This is a genomic window from Moraxella sp. CTOTU47618 (genome assembly GCF_032017425.1).
Taxonomy (GTDB): Bacteria; Pseudomonadota; Gammaproteobacteria; order Pseudomonadales; family Moraxellaceae; genus Faucicola; species Faucicola tetraodonis.
Genome location: NZ_DALZPW010000002.1, coordinates 124,861 through 146,166, shown reverse-complemented (window position 1 = coordinate 146,166; position 21,306 = coordinate 124,861). Strand labels below are relative to the sequence as shown.

Below are 21,306 nucleotides of genomic sequence, written 5' to 3'. Positions count from 1 at the left end.
CGATACGCATGGCCATGCAATTTATCAATACCAGACCTGATCAGCGAGCCAAGACGCTAAGTCTATTTTTGCACCAGCATGGCGTTAAAGTGATTGAGCTGCCGCTGTTGACGTTGGTAGAAAAGCCCTTGACAGTGGCAGAGCGGGCAGTTTTACAATCGATTGACCGTTATCAAGTGGTGGTGCTAGTCAGCGAAGCGGCAGTAACGTATGGCTTAGCGAGGCTTGCCACCTTGGTCAAGCTAACGGAATTGTCCAAAAAGATTACATGGGTTGCTGTGGGTGACAAAACCGCGAATCACTTTAAACAGACTTGGCAGCAGCTCACAGAGTTGCCAGCGCCTACCGTTATCTTTCCCCATGAAAAACACGCGCAAAACAATGAAGGGCTATTGAATTTGCCTATAATACAAGCGCTTGGTAAAGGCGATTATTTGCAGGTATGGCGCGGTATCGGCGGGCGAGAATTATTGGCAGATACATTGGCGGCAAAAGGTGTGCAAGTGCATTTGCTAAACTTGTACCAACGGGTTTTACCAAGCGCAACTACCCAAGCATTTGCGGTTTGGCAGCAAACGCAGAGCCACAAACAACCCATCGTTGTACTCATCTCAAGTTTGACCGCCTGGCAAAATTGGCAACAACTAACAGCAAACACTGAAATGGCTGCCAGCTGTTATTATTTGGTATTGCAGTCGCGTATTGCAGAGCAAATGTTATTACAGCAGGCCAATCTTAACATAACCATCATCCCTGATTTAATGCCTGCGACGATTTTACACGCATTAACCACTCACCAATAGCTGCATGGCTTTCGGTTTTGCCAAACTATTTATCTGCGTATTTTTCACCCAAGACAACGACTGCATCGCTTGTTGCAATTTTTTAGTCAATTTTTCATGTTGCTCGGCGTTCAACGAAATCGTTAAGGGGGTTAACAACCAATGAAAATGGGTAAGGCTATGTTTGACAGTATCAGTGCTATCTAAATTAACCTGCTCGATATTTAGCAGCTGCTCGGCTTGTAAGAACGCAAAAATAATCTGCTCAGCGGTGTTGTATTCTGCTTCAAATGTTGACTCTTGCTGCCAGATTGCCAGTGGTGGCGCGCTTGGTTTTTTTTCGCCCGATTGTTTTTTGATAAATGCCAATGGTAAACACCACAGTCCACCCCAAATCCCATTATCAGGGCGTTGTAGCCACAAGGTTTTGTCATCGCAAACTAGCTTTAACGCTAGCGAAAACTTAGACGGATTAGGCGATTTTTTACTTTTTACCGGATAAAAACTTTGCTTACCTTGAGCATTTGCCACGCAGTCGGCTTGCACGGGACACAGTAGGCAGGCAGGTTTGGCTTTGGTGCATAGCGTCGCCCCCATATCCATCATCGCTTGGGCGTAGTGTCCGCTGTCACGGTTCGGTGTTAGGCGCTCGGCGAGTTGCCAGAGCGCTTTGGTTGTGGCAGTTTTGGTGATATCACCGTCAATACCAGCCCAACGGGTCAGCACACGTTTGACATTACCATCGCAAATCACTCCTCTGTCACCGCCATATTGGTCAGCTCTGACACCCATCGCCACAATCGCACCTGCCGTAGATTTACCTACCCCTGAAATCTGCTCCCAGTGGGCAACCGTTTGCGGAAATTTGCCAGTTTGCTCGATGATATCCACCAGCTGCTTGGCACCTTTATGCAGATTGCGCGCACGTGCATAGTAACCCAGTCCTGCCCAGTGCTCAGCGACTTGCTCCCAAGATGCGTTTGCCAAATCCTGCACCGTGGGAAAACTTGCCATAAAGCGCTCAAAATAAGGAATCACCGTCGCCACTTGGGTCTGCTGTAGCATGATTTCAGATAACCACACAGGATAGGGGTCTGGCGTGTCAAGCTGATGCTGCTGCCACGGCAAATCATGACGCCCGTTATGGTCAAACCAGGTCAAAATACGCGGTGCAAAACTATCAAGCTCTATTTCGGTATGTGTTTCGGTATGCGCTTGGGTATGGTTGTGGCTTAAGTGCTGATTGGGACTTTGCATCGTTGAGGGGTTTGTATTCGGATGTGCGTTCAAGATTCACCATCGGGTTACTATCGTGATAGCTATATAAGACTTTCTATTTGGGATTCAATACTGACTGATAAGATGGCTAAAAATCTTGACTAAAACTGGGACATAGACATAAAAAAAGCAATATCATGAGGGATATTGCTTTTGCTGTTAGGATGCAACTGGCATATGTTATACAAGATTGTCTTGCATAAACGCAATCATTTCATCCCAGCTGGCTTTTGCCGCATCCGCATCATAGCCCAAATCCACGCCATTTTCTTCGGCGCGTTTGTCAGCATTAGGATTGGTAAAGCCGTGTTTGGCGCCTTCGTATACATCGACTGTGTACTCTACATCGGCGTTATCCAACTCTTTTTTTAGCCCTTCAATGGCGTCCATTGATACCATACTATCGGCTTCACCATGTGCCACCAACACTTTGGCAGTGAATTTGCCTTTTTGTGCCGGTTGTTTTGGGGTAGGGTTGCCGTGGAAAGTCGCCACTGCTTTGAGTGGGAAGCCTTCACGCGCCATGTCTAGAGCAATTTTGCCGCCAAAGCAAAAACCAATTGCGCCAAGACGGTTTGTGTCAACAGCTTCAAGGTCGGTAAAGTCATCCATAATGAGTTTACAGCGCGCCATTAACATGTCTTGGTCAGCGAGCATTTGGCTCATCCATTCATTGGCTTGGGCGGCATCTGTGGTCAGTTTACCCTCGCCATACACATCCATGGCGACGGCAGCAAAACCCGCTTCGGCTAAACGCTCAGTGACTTTTTGTGGGTGCTCAACCACGCCCCACCATTCAGGCGCCACTAAAATCGCTGGGGCAGGATTGTCGTGGCTCGCTGATTCTGGTAGACAGACATAGCTTTTGAGCTCCACGCCATCGGTGGTGGTAGATTCGAGTTGTAAAATTTGAATTGGCATCATGCATCCTTATGTTATGGTAAATATATGATTGGTTGCTATTGTTATAAGACACTGGCGTTATAAAAACGCTGGATTCATACGCTAATGAGAGCGTGGCAAGTCAGTGCAACGGTTAATACAGGCATTACTGTATACTGAAATCATCGTATTTTCCGTTATAATACTGTCACTGTTTTATACAAGCCGAAAGTTGGAAACATAATGAGCCAATCTGTTACCTTACGCCCGCAATTTTGGGAGCGATTTTCGTTAGAACAATTGACCCAAGCTGAATGGGAAGCCTTGTGCGATGGCTGTGGGGCGTGTTGTTTGATTAAATTTAAAGACGATGACACCGATGAAGTTGAATACAGTGATGTCGCCTGTCGCCTGCTTGATTGTGCCACAGGGGCTTGCCAGCATTACCCAACAAGGCGCGACTATGTGCCCGATTGCATCAGCCTGACCATCGATAACATTGGCGAGATGTACTGGCTACCGGCAAGCTGTGCCTACAAGCGCTTGTACTACGGGCAATCACTGCCAAGCTGGCATTTATTACTCACTCAGGATGCCGCCGTGACACAAGCCATGATGCGCCAAAAAAATATTAGCGTGGCGGGACGCTGTCAGTCTGAAACAGAAGTCTCTGAGCTAGAGCAAGAAGAACGGGTAATCCATTGGATTCGCCAATAGTGCTAGTTTATTCGAGGCTTTGCTAGCACTGAACAAGCTGATGGGTGAGTAAAATCAGCCAAAAAATACAATAAAATTAAGAAAAATACCATTGCAATCATCATGGGGTTAAGGTAAGGTAAAAAAATCTTTCGTCATATGAGGGTCTCGTCGGCTATGTCAGACGACAATTCGAGTTCACACCTGTCAAACAAACAACAAGGCAGTAGCTGGTCACGCGGTCTGAAACGCTGGCTATCCACCGCCCCTGAAACCCGTGATGAACTAGTCAAATTGGTACATGATTCGCGTCGATTTTTGGCGCCCGACACCGTCGATATGTTAGAGGGCGTGCTAGATTTACCCGCTATTCAAGTACGAGAAATCATGACCCCTGTCAGCCACGTTGCAGGCATCACCCAGCACCAAAACTTGCAAGACATCATGTCGCTCTATATGGAAACCGCCCACTCGCGTTATCCTGTATTTACCGATGATAACAAAGACACAGTGATGGGTATCTTACTTGCCAAAGATTTGATTCCGTTTTTGGTCGCCAAGGCGCAAGGTCAAAACATTGACCATTTCAATCTTGAGGCAATTGTACGTCAGCCAATTTATATCAGTGAAACTGCGCGTTCTGACAACCTGCTGCGTCTATTTCAAAAAAATCAAATTCATATGGCAATCGTCATCGATGAGTTTGGGGTGGCATCAGGCGTGGTGACGATGGAAGACTTACTCGAGGAAATTGTCGGTGATATCATCGATGAGCATGACGACATCGAAGAAGATACCGATATCAATCATATAGTGCCTGTGCCCAACCAGCTTGACACATGGATTGTGCAATCCATCACCTCAGTCTCAGACTGTAATGAACAGCTAGGTACCCATTTTGATAGTGAGGATGTCACTAGTATGGGTGGACTGGTCATGCAAGAGCTTGGCGAAGTCAATGAGGTATTGGGTCAAACCGTCTTTATTGACGATTGTCGTTTGACGGTATTGTCAGCAGATGGTCGATTTATCCAAGAAATTGAACTGGTTAAAGGGTATAATCAGCTCGACGATTAGTCCAATTACTTATGTTTGCAAAACCGTTTAACCCTAAAGGCAATACTCGCCAATGCGTCTTACTACCCAGTCCCTAAAAAAGCAACTTTCTGTACAATCTCATCACGATAGTGCCAAATCTGCAAATACCAAACAGCCCCTGTTACCCAAACTGGTGCTGGCTTGGCTTGCGGGTGCGGCATTTGTCTTTGCGTTAGCGCCTTACAATTTTTGGATAGTGGCACTGTTGTCGCCACTGGTGCTGTATTGGCTGTTATTGCCCTCCATGTCAAATTGGCGGGCGTTTTGGCTCGGTGAAATGTATGGCATGGGATTGTGGAGCGTGGGCGCGTTTTGGTTGTTTACCTCGATTCATACCTACGGCGATACCCCTACCTTATTAGCTTTGCTGATGATTGGCTTTGTTGGCTTGGGGATGGGATTGTTTCATGGCGCCTTGGCAGTCATTTTTAATCGCTTTGTGGCAAAACAGCCGCTAAGCTTTGCGTCATTATGGGTGGTACAAGAGTGGTTAAAAACCTGGCTATTTACAGGTTTTCCTTGGCTATTCGTGGGCTATGCTTATACAGCGCAACCTTGGCTGACGAGCCTTGCCCCAATTTTTGGGGTGTTGGCGCTGAGCTTTGTATCCGTGTTCGTCTCAGCAAGTCTGGTGGAAGCGGCGCGAAAAAAATACCGTTTTTTAATTCCATCGTCTGTGATGTTACTGGCAAGCGTTGCGCTGTGGCTTATTGCCCCGCAATGGACGACCCCCAAAGGCACACCAAATCTAAAAGTTTCGTTAGTGCAAGGCAATATTCCGCAGGACTTAAAATGGCTGCAAGAGTACCAAATCCAAACGCTGGGTATCTATGCAGGCTTAAGTAAAACAGAATGGGGGCAGGACATTATCTTATGGCCAGAGTCGTCAATTCCGATGTTTCAGACCGACGCCATGCCCTTTATCAGCCAAATTGCTGCCCAAGCCCGCGAAAGCAATACCGCATGGCTCACCGGTATTCCGTATGTCGATGTCAATAAATACGACCCAAAAGTTGATAAATACGAGCCATTTTACAACAGTGTGATTGCTTTGGGCGCCGATGCCAAAGGCTTATACAAGAAACAAAATTTGGTACCCGTGGGCGAATATATCCCGTTTGAAGGTATGTTAGATTGGGCATTGCCAAACTTGATGAGTGGCACCATGAGTTTTCGCAGTGGGTCTGCGCACCAAGCACCCTTGCAAGTCAAAAACCACCCAGTCGGCGTGGCGATTTGTTATGAAGTCGCCTATCCTGATACCACCCGCCGCAATGCCAAAAATACCGACTTTTTATTGACCGTATCCAATGATGCCTGGTTTGGCACATCGGCAGGTCCATTACAGCATCTACAGATGGTGCAAATGCGCTCGATTGAAACCGGTCGCTGGTTTATGCGCGCGACCAATACAGGCGTGACCGCCATTATCAATGATAAAGGCAACATTGTTGCCAAAGCGCCAGCCTTTGAACGCACGGTGCTACGGGGTGAGATTCAATCGCGCATTGGTAATACGCCATTTATGCGCTGGGGTAGTTATCCTATCTTGGCACTGGCAGCGCTCTTGCTACTGATTAGTTGGCTGGTTCGTAAAACACGTTAAAAACCTTAGATGCAGTAAGGTTTTGTCACCAATTGCAAAAATTTAGTATATAATGGTTACAAAGTTCCGTATAATAGTTAAAAATTAGACTTGAATTCATTTAGATTCAACAACTCTTGCCCCAATGATTTACAGTGAGGTTTACGATGGCTCATCATGAAGTCGTGGAAAACAATGTCAAAAAAGAACTTAGTTACTCTTTAATTGGCGTTTTAGCGTTTCTAGGCGTGGTTTTATTAATCCTTATTTCAGCAATTGTTCGCCCCGCTGGTAACCACGTTGACGTTGCAAAACTCAATGCTGAAGTAGAAGCCAAAGCCGCTGCATCTGCTGCTGCCGCTGCCAAACCAGCGGGTTCGACGCCTGCGGCAACCTCACCTGCGGCGGGTGAAACCACCACCGCCACTGCCAATGCAGACACCGCAACAGGTCCAAATGCCACGGTTGCTAGCCCAGACAATGCTTCTATGACGCCATCTTCTGCACCAACGGCTACTGCAAAAACATCGACCATTGAAGCGCGTAATGCCTCAACGGCTGAAGCCAAAGCAGAGATTAAAGCCAAAACAGGTGACACCCCAAATATCGCACCACCTGTTGCCTCAGCGGTCAAATCTCAAGAACAATCAAAATAAAACATCAATATCTAAATAAAAAAACTACAGCTGCATAAAAAACCACGTTAGATGACGTGGTTTTTTTTGTGCGCTGAGTTGTCACTGTCAAGCTTAAGCTTTTTGGTAAGTGACAAACTGATAGCTTAACGCGCTTTGCTCATCCGTGAATTTTTCACTTTCTGCTGTTTTGACAAAATCACTGGTAATCTCTGGATAAAACGCCGCTGCATTGTCAATCACAGTATCGACATGGGTGATTTCTAAGCGATCACTAAACAGTAGGGCTTGTTGGAAGACTTTTTCGCCACCAATTACCCAAATCGTTTGTAAACCTTTACCATGGGCGAGCGACGAGGCTTGGGTCAGTGCTTCATCTAGGTTGTGCATCACAATGACGGCATCATCATCTACTTGGTAGTCCAAATTGGTGGTAATCACAAAATTGGTACGGTTGGGCAAGGGTTTTGCGCCCATGGATTCAAAGGTCTTGCGACCCATAATCACGATACCGCCATTGGTATGTTTTTTAAAATGTTTCAAGTCCTCAGAGATATGCCAAGGCAATTGATTGTCTTTGCCAATGGCGCGGTTTTGGCTCATCGCCACGATTTGGGCGACTTCCACATTAGAATAACTCATGATTTATCCTTATTGCTGTGAGTTTTGGCATTGGGCTGCAAGCTTATACAGAGACTTCAGCCTTAATTGTGGCATGGCTTTGATAGTTTTCAATTTTTATATCGTTAAAATCAAACGCAAAAATGTCAGTAACTTCAGGGTTGAGCCAAAGTTTTGGTAGGGCAAACGGCTCGCGGCTAAGCTGCTCATGCACTTGCTGTAGATGGTTGTTATAGATATGACAATCACCGCCCGTCCACACAAACTCACCGACGCCAAGCCCGGTCACATGGGCTATCATGTGGGTAAGCAAGGCATAGCTGGCAATGTTAAACGGTACACCCAAAAACAAATCCGCCGAGCGTTGGTACAACTGACAAGATAATTTGCCATCGGCGACAAAAAACTGAAACAGGGTATGACAAGGTGGCAAGGCCACTTCGTTGGCCTCCAAAGGATTCCAGCCAGAGACAATCAAACGGCGCGAGTTTGGGTTGTTTTTGATTTCATTCACCACCCAACTGATTTGGTCAAAACCGTCTGAATGGTAGCTGCCGTCCGCTTTTTTGCTTGCCCCGAAGTTGCGCCACTGGTGTCCGTATACCGCGCCAAGTTCGCCTTCAGGCTTGCCAAAGCGGGCAGTTTGCTCGGCGGTTGCCCATTCATTCCAAATACGTACCCCGTTGTCCTGCAAGTATTGGACGTGGGTATCGCCTTTTAAAAACCAAAGCAGCTCATAAATCACGCTTTTGGTATGGATTTTTTTGGTGGTCAGTAGTGGAAAACCTTCATTCAAATCAAACCGCATCTGCGCGCCAAAATAGCTGATGGTGCCGGTACCCGTACGGTCGCCTTTTTGTATGCCGTTAGCTAGCACCAGTTTAAGTAAATCCAAATAGGCTTGTTCGTTTTTTGACGTAATCATGGGTGATGAGTTCCTTGGTTAGTTTTCTTTGTTAGTCCACATTCTTTTGACGGCCCCAATCGTAAATTTGGTTTTTATACGCCCAAATCAATAAAACCAAACCGCCGATAATCATCGGTAGGCTTAAGATTTGCCCTTTTGTCATCCACCCTAATAAAATAAAACCTTGGTCAGCATCAGGTTGGCGGAAGAATTCGGTAATAAAACGTGCAATACCGTAGCCCATCACAAACAAGCCACTAATCGCCATACGCGGACGCGGCCGACTGGCAAACCACCAAACCAAAACAAACAGTACCACGCCTTCGGTAAAAGCCTGATACAACTGTGACGGATGGCGGGGAAGTAACAAATAATTGTTGCCATCAATCACAAAGGTTTGCGCAAGACTTTGCAGGGCAGGGGATTGTTTCAGCAGTTCATTGTCTTCATTGACCGCTTGCGGGAACAGCATTAGCCAGTTGTAACCCCCGTCAGACACGCGACCCCACAATTCGCCATTGATAAAATTGCCAATACGACCAAACAGCAGTCCGGTTGGCACGCAGGGAATAATAAAATCTAGCACATTCCAAATGTTTTTTTTGTATTTGCGGGCAATAAATAGCATTGCGATGGCAACACCCAAAAATCCCCCATGAAACGACATACCGCCTTGGTTGATTTTGAACAAATACATCGGATTGGCTAAAAATTCGCTTAATTGATAAAACAGCACATAGCCGATACGACCGCCTAGAATCACGCCCATCGCCCCGTAAAATACCAGGTCAGCGACCATGTCGGCATTCCAGTCTGGGCGTGACTTAGTGCGATACCAAGCCAACGTATAAGCGGCAGCAAAAGCCAGTAAATACATCAGCCCGTACCAGTGGGCTTGGATAGGTCCCAAATGCAGAGCGACAGGATCCCATTGCGGGTGAGTTAAAATTAGTGGAAACATGGCAATTTAGTCATTATCGAAAATGCCAATATCATAGCAGTTTTGGCTAGTTTGGGCTATTTTTTGCTGTGCCCTTTTAGTTATTACCAACGGCTATCGTTCTCACAAGGCTCGCCATTACAAGCGCATTTCAATGCCTTGCTGTGCCATAAACTGCTTGGCTTCCCCCACGGTATATTCGCCAAAATGGAAAATACTCGCCGCTAGTACCGCATCAACACCGCCTTGTAGCACCCCATCTGCCAAGTGTTGCAAATTACCGACACCACCCGACGCAATCACTGGCACATTCACGCTATCTGTGATACGTTTCATCAAGGCGATATCATAGCCGTTTTTGGTACCATCTGAATCCATCGAGGTGACAAGCAGTTCACCCGCCCCAAACCCTGCCATTTTTACCGCCCATGCCACCGCATCAATGCCAGTCGCTTTGCGTCCCCCATGGGTAAAGATTTCCCATTGATTGTCAGCCACTTTTTTGGCATCAATCGCTACTACGATACACTGACTGCCAAAACGCGCTGCCGCTTCACCGACAAATTCAGGGTTAAAAATTGCCGCTGAATTAATCGATACTTTATCCGCGCCGGCGTTTAGCAAGTGACGAATGTCATCGACTTTACGCACCCCGCCGCCCACGGTCAGCGGTACAAATACGGTCTCTGCCATGCGTTCAACCGTGTGATAGGTGGTGTCGCGTCCATGATGGGTAGCGGTGATGTCCAAAAAAGTGATTTCATCCGCGCCTTGTTCGTTGTAGCGCTGCGCCACTTCAACAGGGTCGCCCGCGTCTTTGATGTCGACAAACTGCACACCTTTGACCACCCGACCATTGTCAACATCAAGGCAAGGGATAATTCGTTTTGCTAACATATTCGATTTCCTTCTATAATAGCCGTAAGTTTATCAAATTTACTTTGCCATTACCGCAGTTTTATCGGTGTGCTGCGCTTCAAGGATGCCTTATGTCTGTATATACCCAGTTGACTGACCAACAATTTAGTGATTTTTGCCAACAATTTGGCGTGGATTTTGCCAAAGCCATACCTATCACACAGGGTATCAAAAACAGTAATTGGTTTATTGAAACAACCACGGACAAAGCCGGCGAGCCGTCTTATGTATTTACCTTGTTTGAGGAACGCAAACCGCATGAAATTCAAAAAATGGCGATTATCCTCAACCGATTAAAAGACCAGCTACCTGTAGCAGCACCGCTAGCCGCCAAAAACGGCGAGTATTTGCTGTATTTTGACAACAAAGCTATTGTGGTGTCACCAAAACTCTCGGGCGGTCACCCGAAAGCAACCACACCTGATATGTGTCGCCAAATGGGCGAGGCTTTAGCCGTTCTTCACCAAACCTTGCAAACCTTGACCCCTGCACAAAACTATGGCGTTGAGTTATATCCTTGGCATCTGGTGCGTGACCGTGAAACCAAGTTTATGCCAAGCGATGAAGCCAAACTGATGAATGATATTTGGCAAGCGTACGAAACCGTAGCGAGCAAAAATTTGCCAACAGGTTTATGTCATCTAGATATGTTTGCCGATAACACGCTGTGGGATTTTAGTGATGAAACCCAGCCAACACTCACAGGTTTGCTTGATTTTACTGAAGTCAGTGTTGAACATTTTGTGATGGATGTGGCGATCACCATTAATGATTTTTGCACCACTTGGGGTAACGCCAATGATGGCGAAGCGGTGAATTTTGATGACGCCAAAATGCAAGCGTTTTTACAAGGGTACGAGAGCAAACGCGCTTTGAGCGATGATGAGAAAAAGGCATTGCCAGTTATGCTTGCTATGGCGGGCGTGACGTTTTGGCTGCTGCGTTTGAATGTGATTTATTATAACCGTCAGCAAGGTCGCACGGGCGATAATATTATGGTGAAAAATCCTGATTTGATGAAACGCCTAGCCAGCTTTCATTGGGCGAGCGTGAAATAAGGATATTCAATGTTTCTTGTGTATGTGGATGAAAGCGGTGATACTGGCTTGGTAAATAGTCCATCGAATTATTTTTGTTTAAGTGCTATCGTAGTTCATGAAAGTCATTGGCAAACCACGTTAAATTCAGTGATTGGCTTTAGAAAAGAACTGAGAGCAAGCTATGGTTTTAAATTACGAGAAGAAATTCACTGTTCTCATTTTATTCACAAACCTGGTGATTTTCAGAGAATTCCTAAGTCTTTACGGCTCAGGCTGTTACGAGATGTTATTGATTTTCAAGCAAGTTTACTTAATTATCAAATTGTGAACGTGGTGGTAAACAAAAAGAATAAATCTTTAAATAGTGATATTTTTAGCCTTGCTTGGCAAACGCTTATTCAGCGTATCGAAAATACACTTTATCATCACAATTTTATTGGTTCAAACAATGCAACTGATTCAGCTTTGTTATTTGTTGATAAAACTGATGAGATAAAATTAAGAAATTTAACCCGACGAATGAGAAGATATAATCCTGTCCCAAATAGCTTTAACTTGGGCTCAGGCTATCGTATGATGCCCACACAATGGGTAATAGAAGATGCAATTCATCGTGATTCTGCACATTCTTATTTTATTCAATTAGCCGATGTTAATGCTTATTTCTTGGGGCAGAAATTTTTTACTAATCAATATGTTAAAAAGAAAGGTGGTAGAAATTATCTTGATAGACTAATGCCAGTTTTATTAAAACAAGCAAGTAAAAGTCATCCGTTAGGCATAGTTATACGTTAAAAAGAAAAGGGTTCAGCTTTCGCCGAACCCGATGAGTCCTACTGTAGGGTCTAGCCCTAGGTCAGACTACCTATTAATAATAGCATTTTTATGATTGATTTCAATTTAATTTTACCAAAATATACATAATTCTCGGAATAGTAAAGATGAATGATACTAACAACTGGCAGAAACTTGCCGAATACCCGACCAACTTATTGGCAGAAACCCACGCCATCTATTTACAAAACAACGGCATCAACGTACAGACCCAACTCGTTGATTTGATGGGATTAAACACAGGCGGTGTACTATGGGTTGCCCCTGAAGATGTTGAGCAAGCCAGAGCTTTGCTCGATAATATCGATGACACCTCGCAACTAGCGGATGACGGCTTGGTAGACCATAACGACTCAGCAAAATTGCAGTAGAAAGGAACCCTAATCACCATGTGCCAACTTCTGGGTATGAATTGCAACACACCCACTGATATTCATTTTAGCTTTGCGGGGTTTCGCAAGCGGGGCGGGCAGACCGATATCCATACCGATGGGTTTGGTATTGTGTTTTTTGAAAAAAATCCCGACCCATCGCAGTGTAATCGTAAAGCTGGGATACGTCAATTTCACGATGACAAGCCAAGTTTCTGCTCACCGGTGGCGGATTTAGTCAACAGTTATCCGATTAAGGCGATGAATGTAATTAGCCATATTCGCAAAGCCACGCAAGGCACAAATTGCTTGGCTAATACCCACCCATTTGTCCGTGAGGTATGGGGCGAGGAATGGGCGTTTGCGCATAATGGGCAGCTGCAGATGGGTTTTATTGACCAGCTCAGTCCTGTGCCCACCCACTATCAGCCCGTAGGTACAACCGATTCGGAGATGGCATTTTGTTATCTGCTCAATCGCCTCAAATCACAATTTAGTGAGCCGCCCAGTGACGAGGTGTTATTCCAGTTTTTGACCACGATTTGTCGTGAGTTATCGGCGTTGGGCTTGTTTAATTGTCTCATTAGCAATGGCGATTGGCAGCTAGCGTATGCAGGAAGCTTGCTGTTTTTTATCACCCGTAAAGCGCCATTTGGTGAGGCGAAACTCGCTGACAGTGAGCTGGCGATTGATTTTAGTGAAGTGACCTCGCAGACCGATAAAGTCACCTTGATTACTACCATTCCTTTGACTTACAACGAACACTGGCAACAGCTGTATGTGGATGAATGTTTGATGTTTCGGGATGGCGATATTTTATTTAAAGATACCCCTGATAATCCGACCTGCTTAACCATTGAAGAAGGCATTGCTATCGCCCGCAAAGTGGGGGCGAGCTTATAATATGATAAAAGTCGCTTATTCTGATATTTTTAAATATGACGTCCCCGAGCGTCACCGTTTTCCCATGCAAAAATATCCGATGATTGCGGAGCGGTTATTGGCGGAGGGTACATTCACCCAAGCCAATTTTTTTGCCCCGCAGCGATTGAGCGAAGACGAAATTCTCACCACACATACACAAAGGTATTGGCAGCATCTAAAACACCAAACATTGCCCGCCAAAGACGCGCGCGCCATCGGCTTTGAGATGACGCCAAGGCTCGTTGAGCGGGAACGTGTGATTGCCCACGGCACTTATGAATGTGCGTTATTCGCCAAACAATTCGGTGTCGCGCTCAATATCGCAGGCGGGACCCACCATGCCTTTGCCGATCATGGCGAAGGGTTTTGCGTGTTTAACGATGTGGCGGTGGCGAGTAATTTATTGTTGGCACGTGGACAAGCGACCCAAATTCTGACCGTGGATTTGGATGTGCATCAAGGCAACGGTACAGCGCATTTGATGGCAAATGAACCTCGGGTATTTACCTTCAGTATGCATGGCGCAAAAAACTATCCGTTTCGCAAGCAAGCATCTGATTTAGATATTGATTTGCCAAACGAGACAGGCGATGAGGCGTATTTAGCAATATTAATGGAGACGCTGCCAGCACTTATCACAAAAGTGAAACCCGATATGCTGTTTTACCAGTCCGCTGTGGATGTGCTCGCCACCGATAAGCTCGGTAAACTTGCGCTCACCCGTGACGGCTGTGCCAAGCGTGATGCGTTTGTATTTAGCCAAGCGAAAGCCCATGGAATTCCAGTGGCGGTGGTGATGGGTGGCGGCTACTCAGAAAACATCGACGATGTGGTGGAAGCCCATTGCAATACCTTTCGCATGGCAAAAAGGCTGTATAAGTAATTTTAAAGCAATAAAAAAGCCCTGTTATACAGAGCTTTTAAAATACACCGTGGTTATGCTAATAAATGCACCAACACGTACGTTGATAATTAGGCTAATACTTTCTCAAGCGCTTGCTTAAAACGGCTGACTGTACCGTCGACATCTGTTAATTTATCTAACCCAAACAGCCCCAAACGGAATGTTTTAAAGCTGTCGGGTTCGCCAACTTTCAGTGGCACGCCGCCTGCAATTTGTAAGCCTTGGGTCGCAAATGCTGCACCTTTGTGCATATCATCACGGTCGGTATAGACCACAATTACACCGGGCGCTTGGTAGCCTTCAGCTGCGACGCTGATAATATTATGTTGATTGAGGACAGAGAGCACTTTTTGACCCAATTCAAATTGGGCGCTTTTGAGTTTATCAAGTCCAATCGCTTCGGCTTCTTTGACGGTATCGCGAAATTTGGTCAGCCCATCGGTTGGCATCGTCGCATGATACGCATGACCGCCATTTTCATAAGCGCGCATGATAGTGAGCCACTGTTTGAGATCTAGCCCAAAACTGGTTGATTCGGTGGCTTCCACTTTGGCAACCGCTTGCTCATTCATCATCACTAGTCCTGCACATGGCGTGCTTGACCAGCCTTTTTGTGGCGCAGAGATGAGCACGTCAATGCCCAACGCTTTCATATCAAGCCATATACAGCCTGAGGCGATACAGTCGATAACCAGTAAACCACCGACACTATGCACCGCATCGGCAAGTTGTTTGATGTAGTCATCAGGCAGCATCAAGCCTGCCGCGGTTTCGACATGGGGGGCAAATACCACCGCAGGTTTTTTGGATTGAATCTCAGCGACAGCCGTCTCGATTGCCACTGGCTCAAACTGCTGTTGTTGCCCCATTGAATCGCTGTTGTCACCGATGTGTGCGGTCAGGACGGTCACGTCATCCGTGATACGACCTTTTTCAAGGATTTGCGTCCAGCGAAAACTAAAAAAGCCGTTGCGGATGATGAGCACTGTTTGGTCAGTGGCAAGCTGACGCGCAACCGCTTCCATACCGTAAGTCCCTGTACCCGGCACGATTGCCACCGCATCGGCGTTATACACGTTTTTTAAGCTTGTGGACAAATCATTCATCACTGTTTGGAATTTTTTGGACATGTGATTGAGCGAGCGGTCGGTGTAGACCACAGAATATTCTAATAAACCGTCTGGATCAATATCTTGGCGTAGGGCTGGCATGGGACTCTCCTTTAATATCGTTGTCGTTATCGCAAAATCGCAAATAAAATTAGTCTAGCAAAAAAGCCCTTTTAAAAAACAAAAAAATTGTAGAGTGGTTGTTAAAGTTTTTGTTATCAATGGCGCAGCGATTAAGCCAAAAACTGTCCACAGCAGCGTTTGTATTTCTCACCACTGCCGCAGGGGCAAGGCTGTTTTTGGGTAACTTGCATGGTGACTGTTGGATCTAGAAAATACCAACGGTTTATGCGACCGCTGGGGATGTTGACGAAGGTAGAAAGTTCATGATGCGCATCCTTGCCAGTGGTTGAGTGAAAGAATGCGTTAAATTCTACTTGAGCATGGCGTTTGCCAAGTTTTGCTAGATGGTTGATGACTTCAAGTCCTGCCCAGTCAGTCTGCTGCGCCCAGTCGCTAATTGCTTTTGTATCGAGTAGCGGCTGCTGAAAAGGCGCGGTGGTGGCAACGATATACTCGATATGTTGAAGCACAAATGCCGCGTACCGAGCGCGCATTAGCTGTGCTGCGGTATCAGCGATTTTTTGCCCCACATGCAGGGGCGCACAGCAATCAGCATAAGACAGTGTAGAGCCACACGGGCAAGGTGACGTATGTATCATGTTAATGAATATTCGGTAGGTTGATGGCGGTAGGCAAGATATTTTTCTTTAAAATAAGCCAACTAATCGGGTCCTGTAGCGTCTGCCAAAATAGTTTAAACGGTGGGGCAAACACAATCATGGCAGCCAACACGGCATATAAGCCCAAATACCAGCCTATTTGATCGAATTTAAACACTTTAAACGCGGTACCAAAAGATTTTTTGACACTCAGCCCTAACAGGTTGACGCTAAACATTTCATCTAACAGCAGATGAACAATGGCGCCAAACATCAAAAACAGCCCCAAAAACCAACTAATAACAGCGCCTTGCTTAAAGCCATAGAAGCTGGCGTACACGAGGGTCATCGCCATAATCCCCAGATAGGGAATCGAGTGCACGATACCGCGGTGCACCGTCAATTTGCTATATAAATTAAACACACCGTAGCGCATCAGCAAATAAGATGCTAACCACAATCCTGCCAATGCAACCAACGAAAACTGCCCGACACACAAGATAACAATAAAAAATGCGCTCAACAGCGATACGACATTAAAGCCTACGGTCGCGGGTACCGAGTGATCCAAATCAATATCGGGCAGCAATCCACCAATGGTACCAGCCACCACACACATCAAATATTCAGGCGCGGTCAGCATCCCTGCCTTATAAATCACCAAGCCAGTGACGCCACTTGCGACAAAAGCCACGCTTATGTGGGTGTTAAAATTTGCCATAGTCTTCGCCCAGTTTCCCAATAGCTTAAAATCAGCGAGTCAAAACTCAAGTGGTAAAATCTTGAGTGGTAAAATTTAGTGGCTTAAATCAAGTAGCTTAAAGCAGATAGCCAAAAAGTCATTTATCACATACGCAATTGCGCGCTCAATTATATGCTAATTTTGATGACAAAGCGTCAACTGAGCGCAAGGAAAATTGATTTTGTAGGGTGAGGCATGCGGCATGGAGAAAAGCAAAACATTGTAAGCTATTTAACCTATTTAACCTAGGATGTGGCAAAGCAACACTACATACCACAAAAGCCTACGACAAACAGACAGCAAAAACAAAAAAGCCATCGTCCGTTAGACAATGGCTTTTTTTAAATAAGTGGCGTCCCCACGGGGATTCGAACCCCGGTTACCGCCGTGAAAGGGCGATGTCCTAGGCCTCTAGACGATGGGGACGCAATCGCACGAGGTGCTCTAAGCAGACTTAATAGTGGTGGAGCTAAGCGGAGTCGAACCGCTGACCCCTTGCATGCCATGCAAGTGCTCTACCAACTGAGCTATAGCCCCATTTTTGGGAATTATTTAGACTGCTTTGCCTAAGAGTGCGCGTATTTTATTGAAAACTGATTTTGCTGTCAAGATGATTTTTGCCTAAAAACACAAAATTTTTACCCATTCTTGCTATAATGATGCCTGCTTAATGTTGCCTTCATATAACGACTGTAGATTAGTTATATTTTGTTGTTTTGTCTAAAATTATAAGGATAGCCCATGTGGTTGGTAAATTTTATTTTGCATATCGGTGATCATTTACAAGAGCTGGTCAACAACTATGGCAATTGGATTTATGCGATTTTGTTTGCCATTGTGTTCTGCGAGACGGGTCTGGTGGTGTTGCCATTTTTGCCCGGGGATTCGATGTTGTTTGCCGCAGGCACCATTGCCGCAGTGGGCGATATGAATATCTTTGTGCTGATTGGTTTATTGATTGTGGCAGCAGTATTGGGCGATTTTGTCAATTTTGAGATTGGCAAACACTTTGGGCAAAAGTTATTTTCCAATCCCAATTCCAAGATTTTTAAGCAAAGCTATTTGCAAAAAACCCACGATTATTATGAAAGATACGGCGGACGCACCATTATTATTGCCCGTTTTATTCCCATTGTACGCACTTTTGCGCCGTTTGTAGGCGGGATGGGTAACATGAATTATGCCCAGTTTGCCCGCTATAACATCGTTGGCGCGGTATTATGGGTGGTATCTTTTACCACGCTAGGCTATTTTTTTGGTCAATTACCCTTTGTCAAAGAACATTTTTCGTGGATTATGATTGCCATTATTGTGTTTTCGGTGGTACCAATGATTGTCGAAATCATTCGTCATCGCAAGGATAAATAATTGAATTAGTGTTCAAAAATAACGCTAAATGCCAAAGTCAATCTAGCATTTAGCGTTACCTTCCAAATTTAGATTTTATCAGCCACATATCATCGCTAGGATTCAATTTATAAAAATTCGATAGTCGGCTATAATAGTCGCTAATTTAAAATTTTTGTAAAATTGAGAAATCCATGTCAAAAGTCCGCACCCGTATTGCCCCAAGCCCCACAGGCTTTCCCCACGTTGGCACCGCCTATATCGCGCTATTTAACCTTGCCTTTGCCAAAGCGCATGGCGGCGACTTTATCCTACGCATTGAAGACACCGACCAAACGCGTTCCACCGCGCAATCTGAACAAATGATTTTGGACGCGCTGCGCTGGGTCGGTCTTGACTGGTCAGAAGGTCCAGACGTGGGCGGTCCACATGCACCGTATCGCCAAAGCGAGCGTAAAGACATCTACAAACAATACGCCGAAGAACTGTTGGACAAAGGTCATGCGTTTCGCTGTTTTGCCACCAGTGATGAACTCGACCAAATGCGAGCCGAACAAATGGCGCGGGGCGAAACCCCAAAATATGACGGTCGCTATGCGAACCTTTCCCGTGAACAATCGGACAAGCTCGCCGCCGAAGGCAAGCCATTCGTCATTCGTATGCGTGTGCCAGACGAGGGTGTATGTAAATTTGACGATATGCTACGTGGGGAGGTCGAGATTCCTTGGTCACAAGTGGATATGCAAGTGCTACTCAAAACCGACGGTCTACCAACCTACCATTTGGCAAACGTTGTCGATGACCATTTGATGCAGATTACCCACGTCATTCGTGGCGAAGAGTGGATTAACTCCGCCCCAAAACATCAACTGTTGTATAAATATTTTGGTTGGGATATGCCCGTACTCTGTCATATGCCACTGCTCAGAAATCCCGACAAATCCAAACTATCGAAACGCAAAAACCCAACGTCTATCACTTATTACCGTGATGCAGGTGTATTGCCAGAAGCCTTACTCAACTACTTGGGACGGATGGGCTACTCCATGCCAAATGAAGCCGAAAAATTCACCTTGGATGAAATGATTGCCAGTTTTGACATCAAACGGGTGTCATTGGGCGGTCCGATTTTTGACGTGGAAAAACTCACTTGGCTAAATGGCGAATGGTTGCGTTCACTGTCACCCGAAGCCTTAAAAACCAAAATTCTCGATTGGGCAAATGACAGCGACAAACTCACCGCGATTGCCAAAGCCATTCAGCCACGCATTAACTTGTTGTCGGATGCGGTGAATTGGTCGGGCTTTTATTTCCAAAACTTGCCAACCATTAGTGAGGTGGACTTTGAACATAAAGTGCTATCCACTGAACAAACCGTGGAGATTCTACAACTTGCGCAATGGCAGTTAGAAACCCTGCCTGTGTGGACGGAGGAGAATATACAAGCGGTATTGTCTGGCTTGGCAGGCGAGATGGGCATTAAATTGCGTGATTTTATGTCGCCATTTTTTATTGCCATCGCAGGTAGCAAGTCAAGCACGCCTGTGATGAATTCAATGTATTTGATTGGGGCGGATATGACGTTGCAGCGCCTGCGTCATGCCATTGAGGTATTAGGCGGTGTCAGTAAGAAAAAAGCGAAAGAATTGGAAAAACGTCATAAAGCATTGCCAAGCTTTTTGACCCAATAAGCTTAATTGTTTTGTATAAAAGTCCGTCGCTGTGGCGGATTTTTTATTTTAACAAGAGTAACCTAGGGTCATGCTAAATAACATGAATAAACCTAACAAAAATGGTATCATACCTAGCAAAATCAGATTCTAATTTTTACAATTTAAAGGTAATCATCATGGCAAATCTTCAAAACGAACTCGCCCAAGTACAGCATATCAGCGGTGAACTACACACCAATGCCCACGCCAAAATCGGTATGGTGGTAGGACGTTTTAACAGTTTTGTGGTAGAAAGTTTGGTCAGCGGCGCGATTGATACCTTACTGCGTCATGGTATCGCAGGTAGCAATATTACTGTCGTACGTGTACCGGGTGCTTGGGAAATTCCACTGGCGGTTGCCCGTATGGCACAAACCGATAAATTTGACGCCATCATCGGTTTAGGCGCAGTGATTCGTGGTAGCACGCCGCACTTTGATTTTGTCGCTGGTGAATCTGCCAAAGGCTTGGGCGCGATTGGGTTGGATTATGACGTGCCTGTTATTAATGCGATTTTGACCACAGACAGCATCGAACAAGCCATTGAACGCTCTGGCACCAAAGCCGGTAACAAAGGCTCAGAAGCAGCCATGGTCGCGCTTGAGATGATTAACGTGTTGGGTCAAATTGACGCACAAATGGCTGGTGAATAAGGTAGCAATATGACTGACAATTCAACCCACACCTCACCAGCGCAGGCGAGTCAAGACAACGCCGTCAATTATAAAACCAGCCTGACCGCGATTCGTAAAGCACGCCGTTTTGTGGTGCAAGGGTTATATGAATGGCTGTTGACAGGCAATCCATCGCACGAAATTGAAGCGCATACCCGCAGTGAGAATGCCATGCACACGGTGCATTTGGGCTATTATCACGAGCTACTGAGCAAAATCATTGAGCAAAGCGATGACTTAATCGCCTATATCGACAGCCTACTGGATCGCCCTTGGACACGTCTAGATAAAGTTGAGCAAGCGGTACTGCTTGTCGGTGCGTATGAGATGAAGCAGCACTTGGAAGTGCCTTACAAAGTAGTGATTGATGAAGCGATTCAGCTCAATACCCATTTTGGCTCATCAGATGGTTATAAAATGATTCATGTGGTGATGGATAAAATCGCCAAAGAGGCGCGTATGCCTGAAGTAGAGGCAGATGCCAAAAAAGCCAAAACAGAGGATGCGCCGCAGCCGCCATCGCAAGCGACCACTGAAGAAGAAAAATAATACCGTAAAGGGCGTAGCCAATACGCCCTTTTATGC

Annotated in this window: 23 protein-coding genes and 2 tRNA genes; 14 read left to right on the top strand and 11 right to left on the bottom strand. The window is 45.7% G+C overall.

Annotated elements, in window-relative coordinates:
• Positions 1-8: 8 nt before the first annotated feature.
• Positions 9-803, top strand: a complete 795-nt coding sequence (locus tag RTS09_RS02870) for a uroporphyrinogen-III synthase (protein ID WP_312534165.1) — start codon at positions 9-11, stop codon at positions 801-803.
• On the opposite strand, the gene mutY is transcribed toward RTS09_RS02870, so the two are convergent.
• Complete coding sequence (gene mutY / locus RTS09_RS02865; protein WP_312534162.1) at positions 786-2,072, bottom strand: A/G-specific adenine glycosylase; 1,287 nt, start codon at positions 2,070-2,072, stop codon at positions 786-788. The genes RTS09_RS02870 and mutY overlap by 18 nt on opposite strands.
• Positions 2,073-2,240: 168 nt before the next feature.
• A complete protein-coding gene (locus RTS09_RS02860) occupies positions 2,241-2,981 on the bottom strand; it encodes a dienelactone hydrolase family protein (protein WP_007115153.1) in 741 nt (246 codons plus the stop codon).
• Between the two features lie 204 nt (positions 2,982-3,185).
• On the opposite strand from RTS09_RS02860, the gene RTS09_RS02855 reads away from it, so the two are divergent.
• The 4 genes from RTS09_RS02855 (at position 3,186) to RTS09_RS02840 (ending at position 6,977) form a co-directional block, all read left to right on the top strand.
• Positions 3,186-3,659 carry a YcgN family cysteine cluster protein gene (locus RTS09_RS02855; RefSeq protein ID WP_159676779.1) on the top strand — a complete coding sequence of 158 codons (474 nt, stop codon included), beginning with the start codon at positions 3,186-3,188 and terminating at the stop codon, positions 3,657-3,659.
• 156 nt (positions 3,660-3,815) lie between these two features.
• The gene (locus tag RTS09_RS02850; RefSeq protein ID WP_312176380.1) at positions 3,816-4,715 is read left to right on the top strand and encodes a CBS domain-containing protein; all 900 of its coding nucleotides are present in this window, start codon (positions 3,816-3,818) and stop codon (positions 4,713-4,715) included.
• 52 nt (positions 4,716-4,767) lie between these two features.
• A complete protein-coding gene (lnt, locus tag RTS09_RS02845) occupies positions 4,768-6,342 on the top strand; it encodes an apolipoprotein N-acyltransferase (RefSeq protein WP_312534158.1) in 1,575 nt (524 codons plus the stop codon).
• Between the two features lie 146 nt (positions 6,343-6,488).
• A complete protein-coding gene (locus tag RTS09_RS02840; RefSeq protein WP_065253848.1) occupies positions 6,489-6,977 on the top strand; it encodes a hypothetical protein in 489 nt (162 codons plus the stop codon).
• A gap of 93 nt (positions 6,978-7,070) precedes the next feature.
• Here the strand turns inward: RTS09_RS02840 and RTS09_RS02835 are convergent, their stop codons facing one another.
• The 4 genes from RTS09_RS02835 to hisF all read right to left on the bottom strand — a co-directional run bounded on the left by RTS09_RS02835 (position 7,071) and on the right by hisF (position 10,321).
• The gene (locus RTS09_RS02835) at positions 7,071-7,598 is read right to left on the bottom strand and encodes a dihydrofolate reductase (protein ID WP_312534154.1); all 528 of its coding nucleotides are present in this window, start codon (positions 7,596-7,598) and stop codon (positions 7,071-7,073) included.
• Positions 7,599-7,641: 43 nt separating this feature from the next.
• Positions 7,642-8,502, bottom strand: a complete 861-nt coding sequence (locus RTS09_RS02830; RefSeq protein ID WP_095356690.1) for a thymidylate synthase — start codon at positions 8,500-8,502, stop codon at positions 7,642-7,644.
• Between the two features lie 31 nt (positions 8,503-8,533).
• A complete protein-coding gene (lgt, locus tag RTS09_RS02825) occupies positions 8,534-9,433 on the bottom strand; it encodes a prolipoprotein diacylglyceryl transferase (RefSeq protein ID WP_312534378.1) in 900 nt (299 codons plus the stop codon).
• 129 nt (positions 9,434-9,562) lie between these two features.
• Entirely contained in the window at positions 9,563-10,321 is a 759-nt protein-coding gene (gene hisF / locus RTS09_RS02820; RefSeq protein ID WP_007115145.1) for an imidazole glycerol phosphate synthase subunit HisF, read from the bottom strand.
• Positions 10,322-10,413: 92 nt separating this feature from the next.
• Here hisF and RTS09_RS02815 point away from each other — a divergent pair, with 92 nt between their 5' ends.
• The 5 genes from RTS09_RS02815 to RTS09_RS02795 all read left to right on the top strand — a co-directional run bounded on the left by RTS09_RS02815 (position 10,414) and on the right by RTS09_RS02795 (position 14,394).
• A complete protein-coding gene (locus RTS09_RS02815) occupies positions 10,414-11,400 on the top strand; it encodes a homoserine kinase (protein WP_201665379.1) in 987 nt (328 codons plus the stop codon).
• 9 nt (positions 11,401-11,409) lie between these two features.
• Positions 11,410-12,177 (top strand): DUF3800 domain-containing protein, encoded by a 768-nt coding sequence (locus tag RTS09_RS02810; protein ID WP_062333511.1) that lies wholly within the window; start codon positions 11,410-11,412, stop codon positions 12,175-12,177.
• Between the two features lie 146 nt (positions 12,178-12,323).
• Positions 12,324-12,587, top strand: a complete 264-nt coding sequence (locus tag RTS09_RS02805) for a hypothetical protein (RefSeq protein WP_312534150.1) — start codon at positions 12,324-12,326, stop codon at positions 12,585-12,587.
• Positions 12,588-12,605: 18 nt separating this feature from the next.
• Positions 12,606-13,490 carry a class II glutamine amidotransferase gene (locus RTS09_RS02800; RefSeq protein WP_312534148.1) on the top strand — a complete coding sequence of 295 codons (885 nt, stop codon included), beginning with the start codon at positions 12,606-12,608 and terminating at the stop codon, positions 13,488-13,490.
• A 1-nt stretch (position 13,491) separates the two neighbouring features.
• A complete protein-coding gene (locus tag RTS09_RS02795) occupies positions 13,492-14,394 on the top strand; it encodes a histone deacetylase family protein (protein WP_312534145.1) in 903 nt (300 codons plus the stop codon).
• An 89-nt stretch (positions 14,395-14,483) separates the two neighbouring features.
• Here RTS09_RS02795 and RTS09_RS02790 read toward each other — a convergent pair whose 3' ends face one another.
• From RTS09_RS02790 to RTS09_RS02770, 5 genes are all read right to left on the bottom strand, one after another.
• Complete coding sequence (locus RTS09_RS02790; RefSeq protein ID WP_312534142.1) at positions 14,484-15,626, bottom strand: aminotransferase class V-fold PLP-dependent enzyme; 1,143 nt, start codon at positions 15,624-15,626, stop codon at positions 14,484-14,486.
• Positions 15,627-15,757: 131 nt separating this feature from the next.
• A complete protein-coding gene (locus RTS09_RS02785; RefSeq protein WP_312534139.1) occupies positions 15,758-16,246 on the bottom strand; it encodes a YchJ family protein in 489 nt (162 codons plus the stop codon).
• Position 16,247: 1 nt separating this feature from the next.
• Complete coding sequence (locus RTS09_RS02780; RefSeq protein ID WP_312534137.1) at positions 16,248-16,967, bottom strand: metal-dependent hydrolase; 720 nt, start codon at positions 16,965-16,967, stop codon at positions 16,248-16,250.
• Positions 16,968-17,338: 371 nt separating this feature from the next.
• Positions 17,339-17,414 (bottom strand) — tRNA-Glu (locus RTS09_RS02775).
• Between the two features lie 35 nt (positions 17,415-17,449).
• Positions 17,450-17,525 (bottom strand) — tRNA-Ala (locus tag RTS09_RS02770).
• Between the two features lie 204 nt (positions 17,526-17,729).
• Here RTS09_RS02770 and RTS09_RS02765 point away from each other — a divergent pair.
• The 4 genes from RTS09_RS02765 (at position 17,730) to nusB (ending at position 21,270) form a co-directional block, all read left to right on the top strand.
• Positions 17,730-18,356, top strand: a complete 627-nt coding sequence (locus RTS09_RS02765) for a DedA family protein (protein WP_060994646.1) — start codon at positions 17,730-17,732, stop codon at positions 18,354-18,356.
• Between the two features lie 173 nt (positions 18,357-18,529).
• Positions 18,530-20,026, top strand: a complete 1,497-nt coding sequence (gene gltX / locus RTS09_RS02760; RefSeq protein WP_312534134.1) for a glutamate--tRNA ligase — start codon at positions 18,530-18,532, stop codon at positions 20,024-20,026.
• A gap of 158 nt (positions 20,027-20,184) precedes the next feature.
• On the top strand, positions 20,185-20,700 hold the full coding sequence (gene ribH, locus RTS09_RS02755) for a 6,7-dimethyl-8-ribityllumazine synthase (RefSeq protein WP_007115135.1): 516 nt from the start codon (positions 20,185-20,187) through the stop codon (positions 20,698-20,700).
• 9 nt (positions 20,701-20,709) lie between these two features.
• Positions 20,710-21,270, top strand: coding sequence for a transcription antitermination factor NusB (nusB, locus tag RTS09_RS02750; protein ID WP_312534132.1), 561 nt, complete (start codon positions 20,710-20,712; stop codon positions 21,268-21,270).
• The last annotated feature ends 36 nt before the right edge of the window (positions 21,271-21,306 follow it).

Excerpts from the sequence above, each read along its gene's own strand:
- RTS09_RS02870 (WP_312534165.1), top strand. The coding sequence starts at position 9 with ATGGCCATGCAATTTATCAATACCAGACCTGATCAGCGAGCCAAGACG.
- RTS09_RS02860 (WP_007115153.1), bottom strand. The coding sequence starts at position 2,981 with ATGCCAATTCAAATTTTACAACTCGAATCTACCACCACCGATGGCGTG.
- RTS09_RS02855 (WP_159676779.1), top strand. The coding sequence starts at position 3,186 with ATGAGCCAATCTGTTACCTTACGCCCGCAATTTTGGGAGCGATTTTCG.
- RTS09_RS02850 (WP_312176380.1), top strand. The coding sequence starts at position 3,816 with ATGTCAGACGACAATTCGAGTTCACACCTGTCAAACAAACAACAAGGC.
- lnt (WP_312534158.1), top strand. The coding sequence starts at position 4,768 with ATGCGTCTTACTACCCAGTCCCTAAAAAAGCAACTTTCTGTACAATCT.
- RTS09_RS02840 (WP_065253848.1), top strand. The coding sequence starts at position 6,489 with ATGGCTCATCATGAAGTCGTGGAAAACAATGTCAAAAAAGAACTTAGT.
- RTS09_RS02835 (WP_312534154.1), bottom strand. The coding sequence starts at position 7,598 with ATGAGTTATTCTAATGTGGAAGTCGCCCAAATCGTGGCGATGAGCCAA.
- RTS09_RS02830 (WP_095356690.1), bottom strand. The coding sequence starts at position 8,502 with ATGATTACGTCAAAAAACGAACAAGCCTATTTGGATTTACTTAAACTG.
- hisF (WP_007115145.1), bottom strand. The coding sequence starts at position 10,321 with ATGTTAGCAAAACGAATTATCCCTTGCCTTGATGTTGACAATGGTCGG.
- RTS09_RS02815 (WP_201665379.1), top strand. The coding sequence starts at position 10,414 with ATGTCTGTATATACCCAGTTGACTGACCAACAATTTAGTGATTTTTGC.
- RTS09_RS02810 (WP_062333511.1), top strand. The coding sequence starts at position 11,410 with ATGTTTCTTGTGTATGTGGATGAAAGCGGTGATACTGGCTTGGTAAAT.
- RTS09_RS02805 (WP_312534150.1), top strand. The coding sequence starts at position 12,324 with ATGAATGATACTAACAACTGGCAGAAACTTGCCGAATACCCGACCAAC.
- RTS09_RS02800 (WP_312534148.1), top strand. The coding sequence starts at position 12,606 with ATGTGCCAACTTCTGGGTATGAATTGCAACACACCCACTGATATTCAT.
- RTS09_RS02795 (WP_312534145.1), top strand. The coding sequence starts at position 13,492 with ATGATAAAAGTCGCTTATTCTGATATTTTTAAATATGACGTCCCCGAG.
- RTS09_RS02790 (WP_312534142.1), bottom strand. The coding sequence starts at position 15,626 with ATGCCAGCCCTACGCCAAGATATTGATCCAGACGGTTTATTAGAATAT.
- RTS09_RS02785 (WP_312534139.1), bottom strand. The coding sequence starts at position 16,246 with ATGATACATACGTCACCTTGCCCGTGTGGCTCTACACTGTCTTATGCT.
- RTS09_RS02780 (WP_312534137.1), bottom strand. The coding sequence starts at position 16,967 with ATGGCAAATTTTAACACCCACATAAGCGTGGCTTTTGTCGCAAGTGGC.
- RTS09_RS02765 (WP_060994646.1), top strand. The coding sequence starts at position 17,730 with ATGTGGTTGGTAAATTTTATTTTGCATATCGGTGATCATTTACAAGAG.
- gltX (WP_312534134.1), top strand. The coding sequence starts at position 18,530 with ATGTCAAAAGTCCGCACCCGTATTGCCCCAAGCCCCACAGGCTTTCCC.
- ribH (WP_007115135.1), top strand. The coding sequence starts at position 20,185 with ATGGCAAATCTTCAAAACGAACTCGCCCAAGTACAGCATATCAGCGGT.
- nusB (WP_312534132.1), top strand. The coding sequence starts at position 20,710 with ATGACTGACAATTCAACCCACACCTCACCAGCGCAGGCGAGTCAAGAC.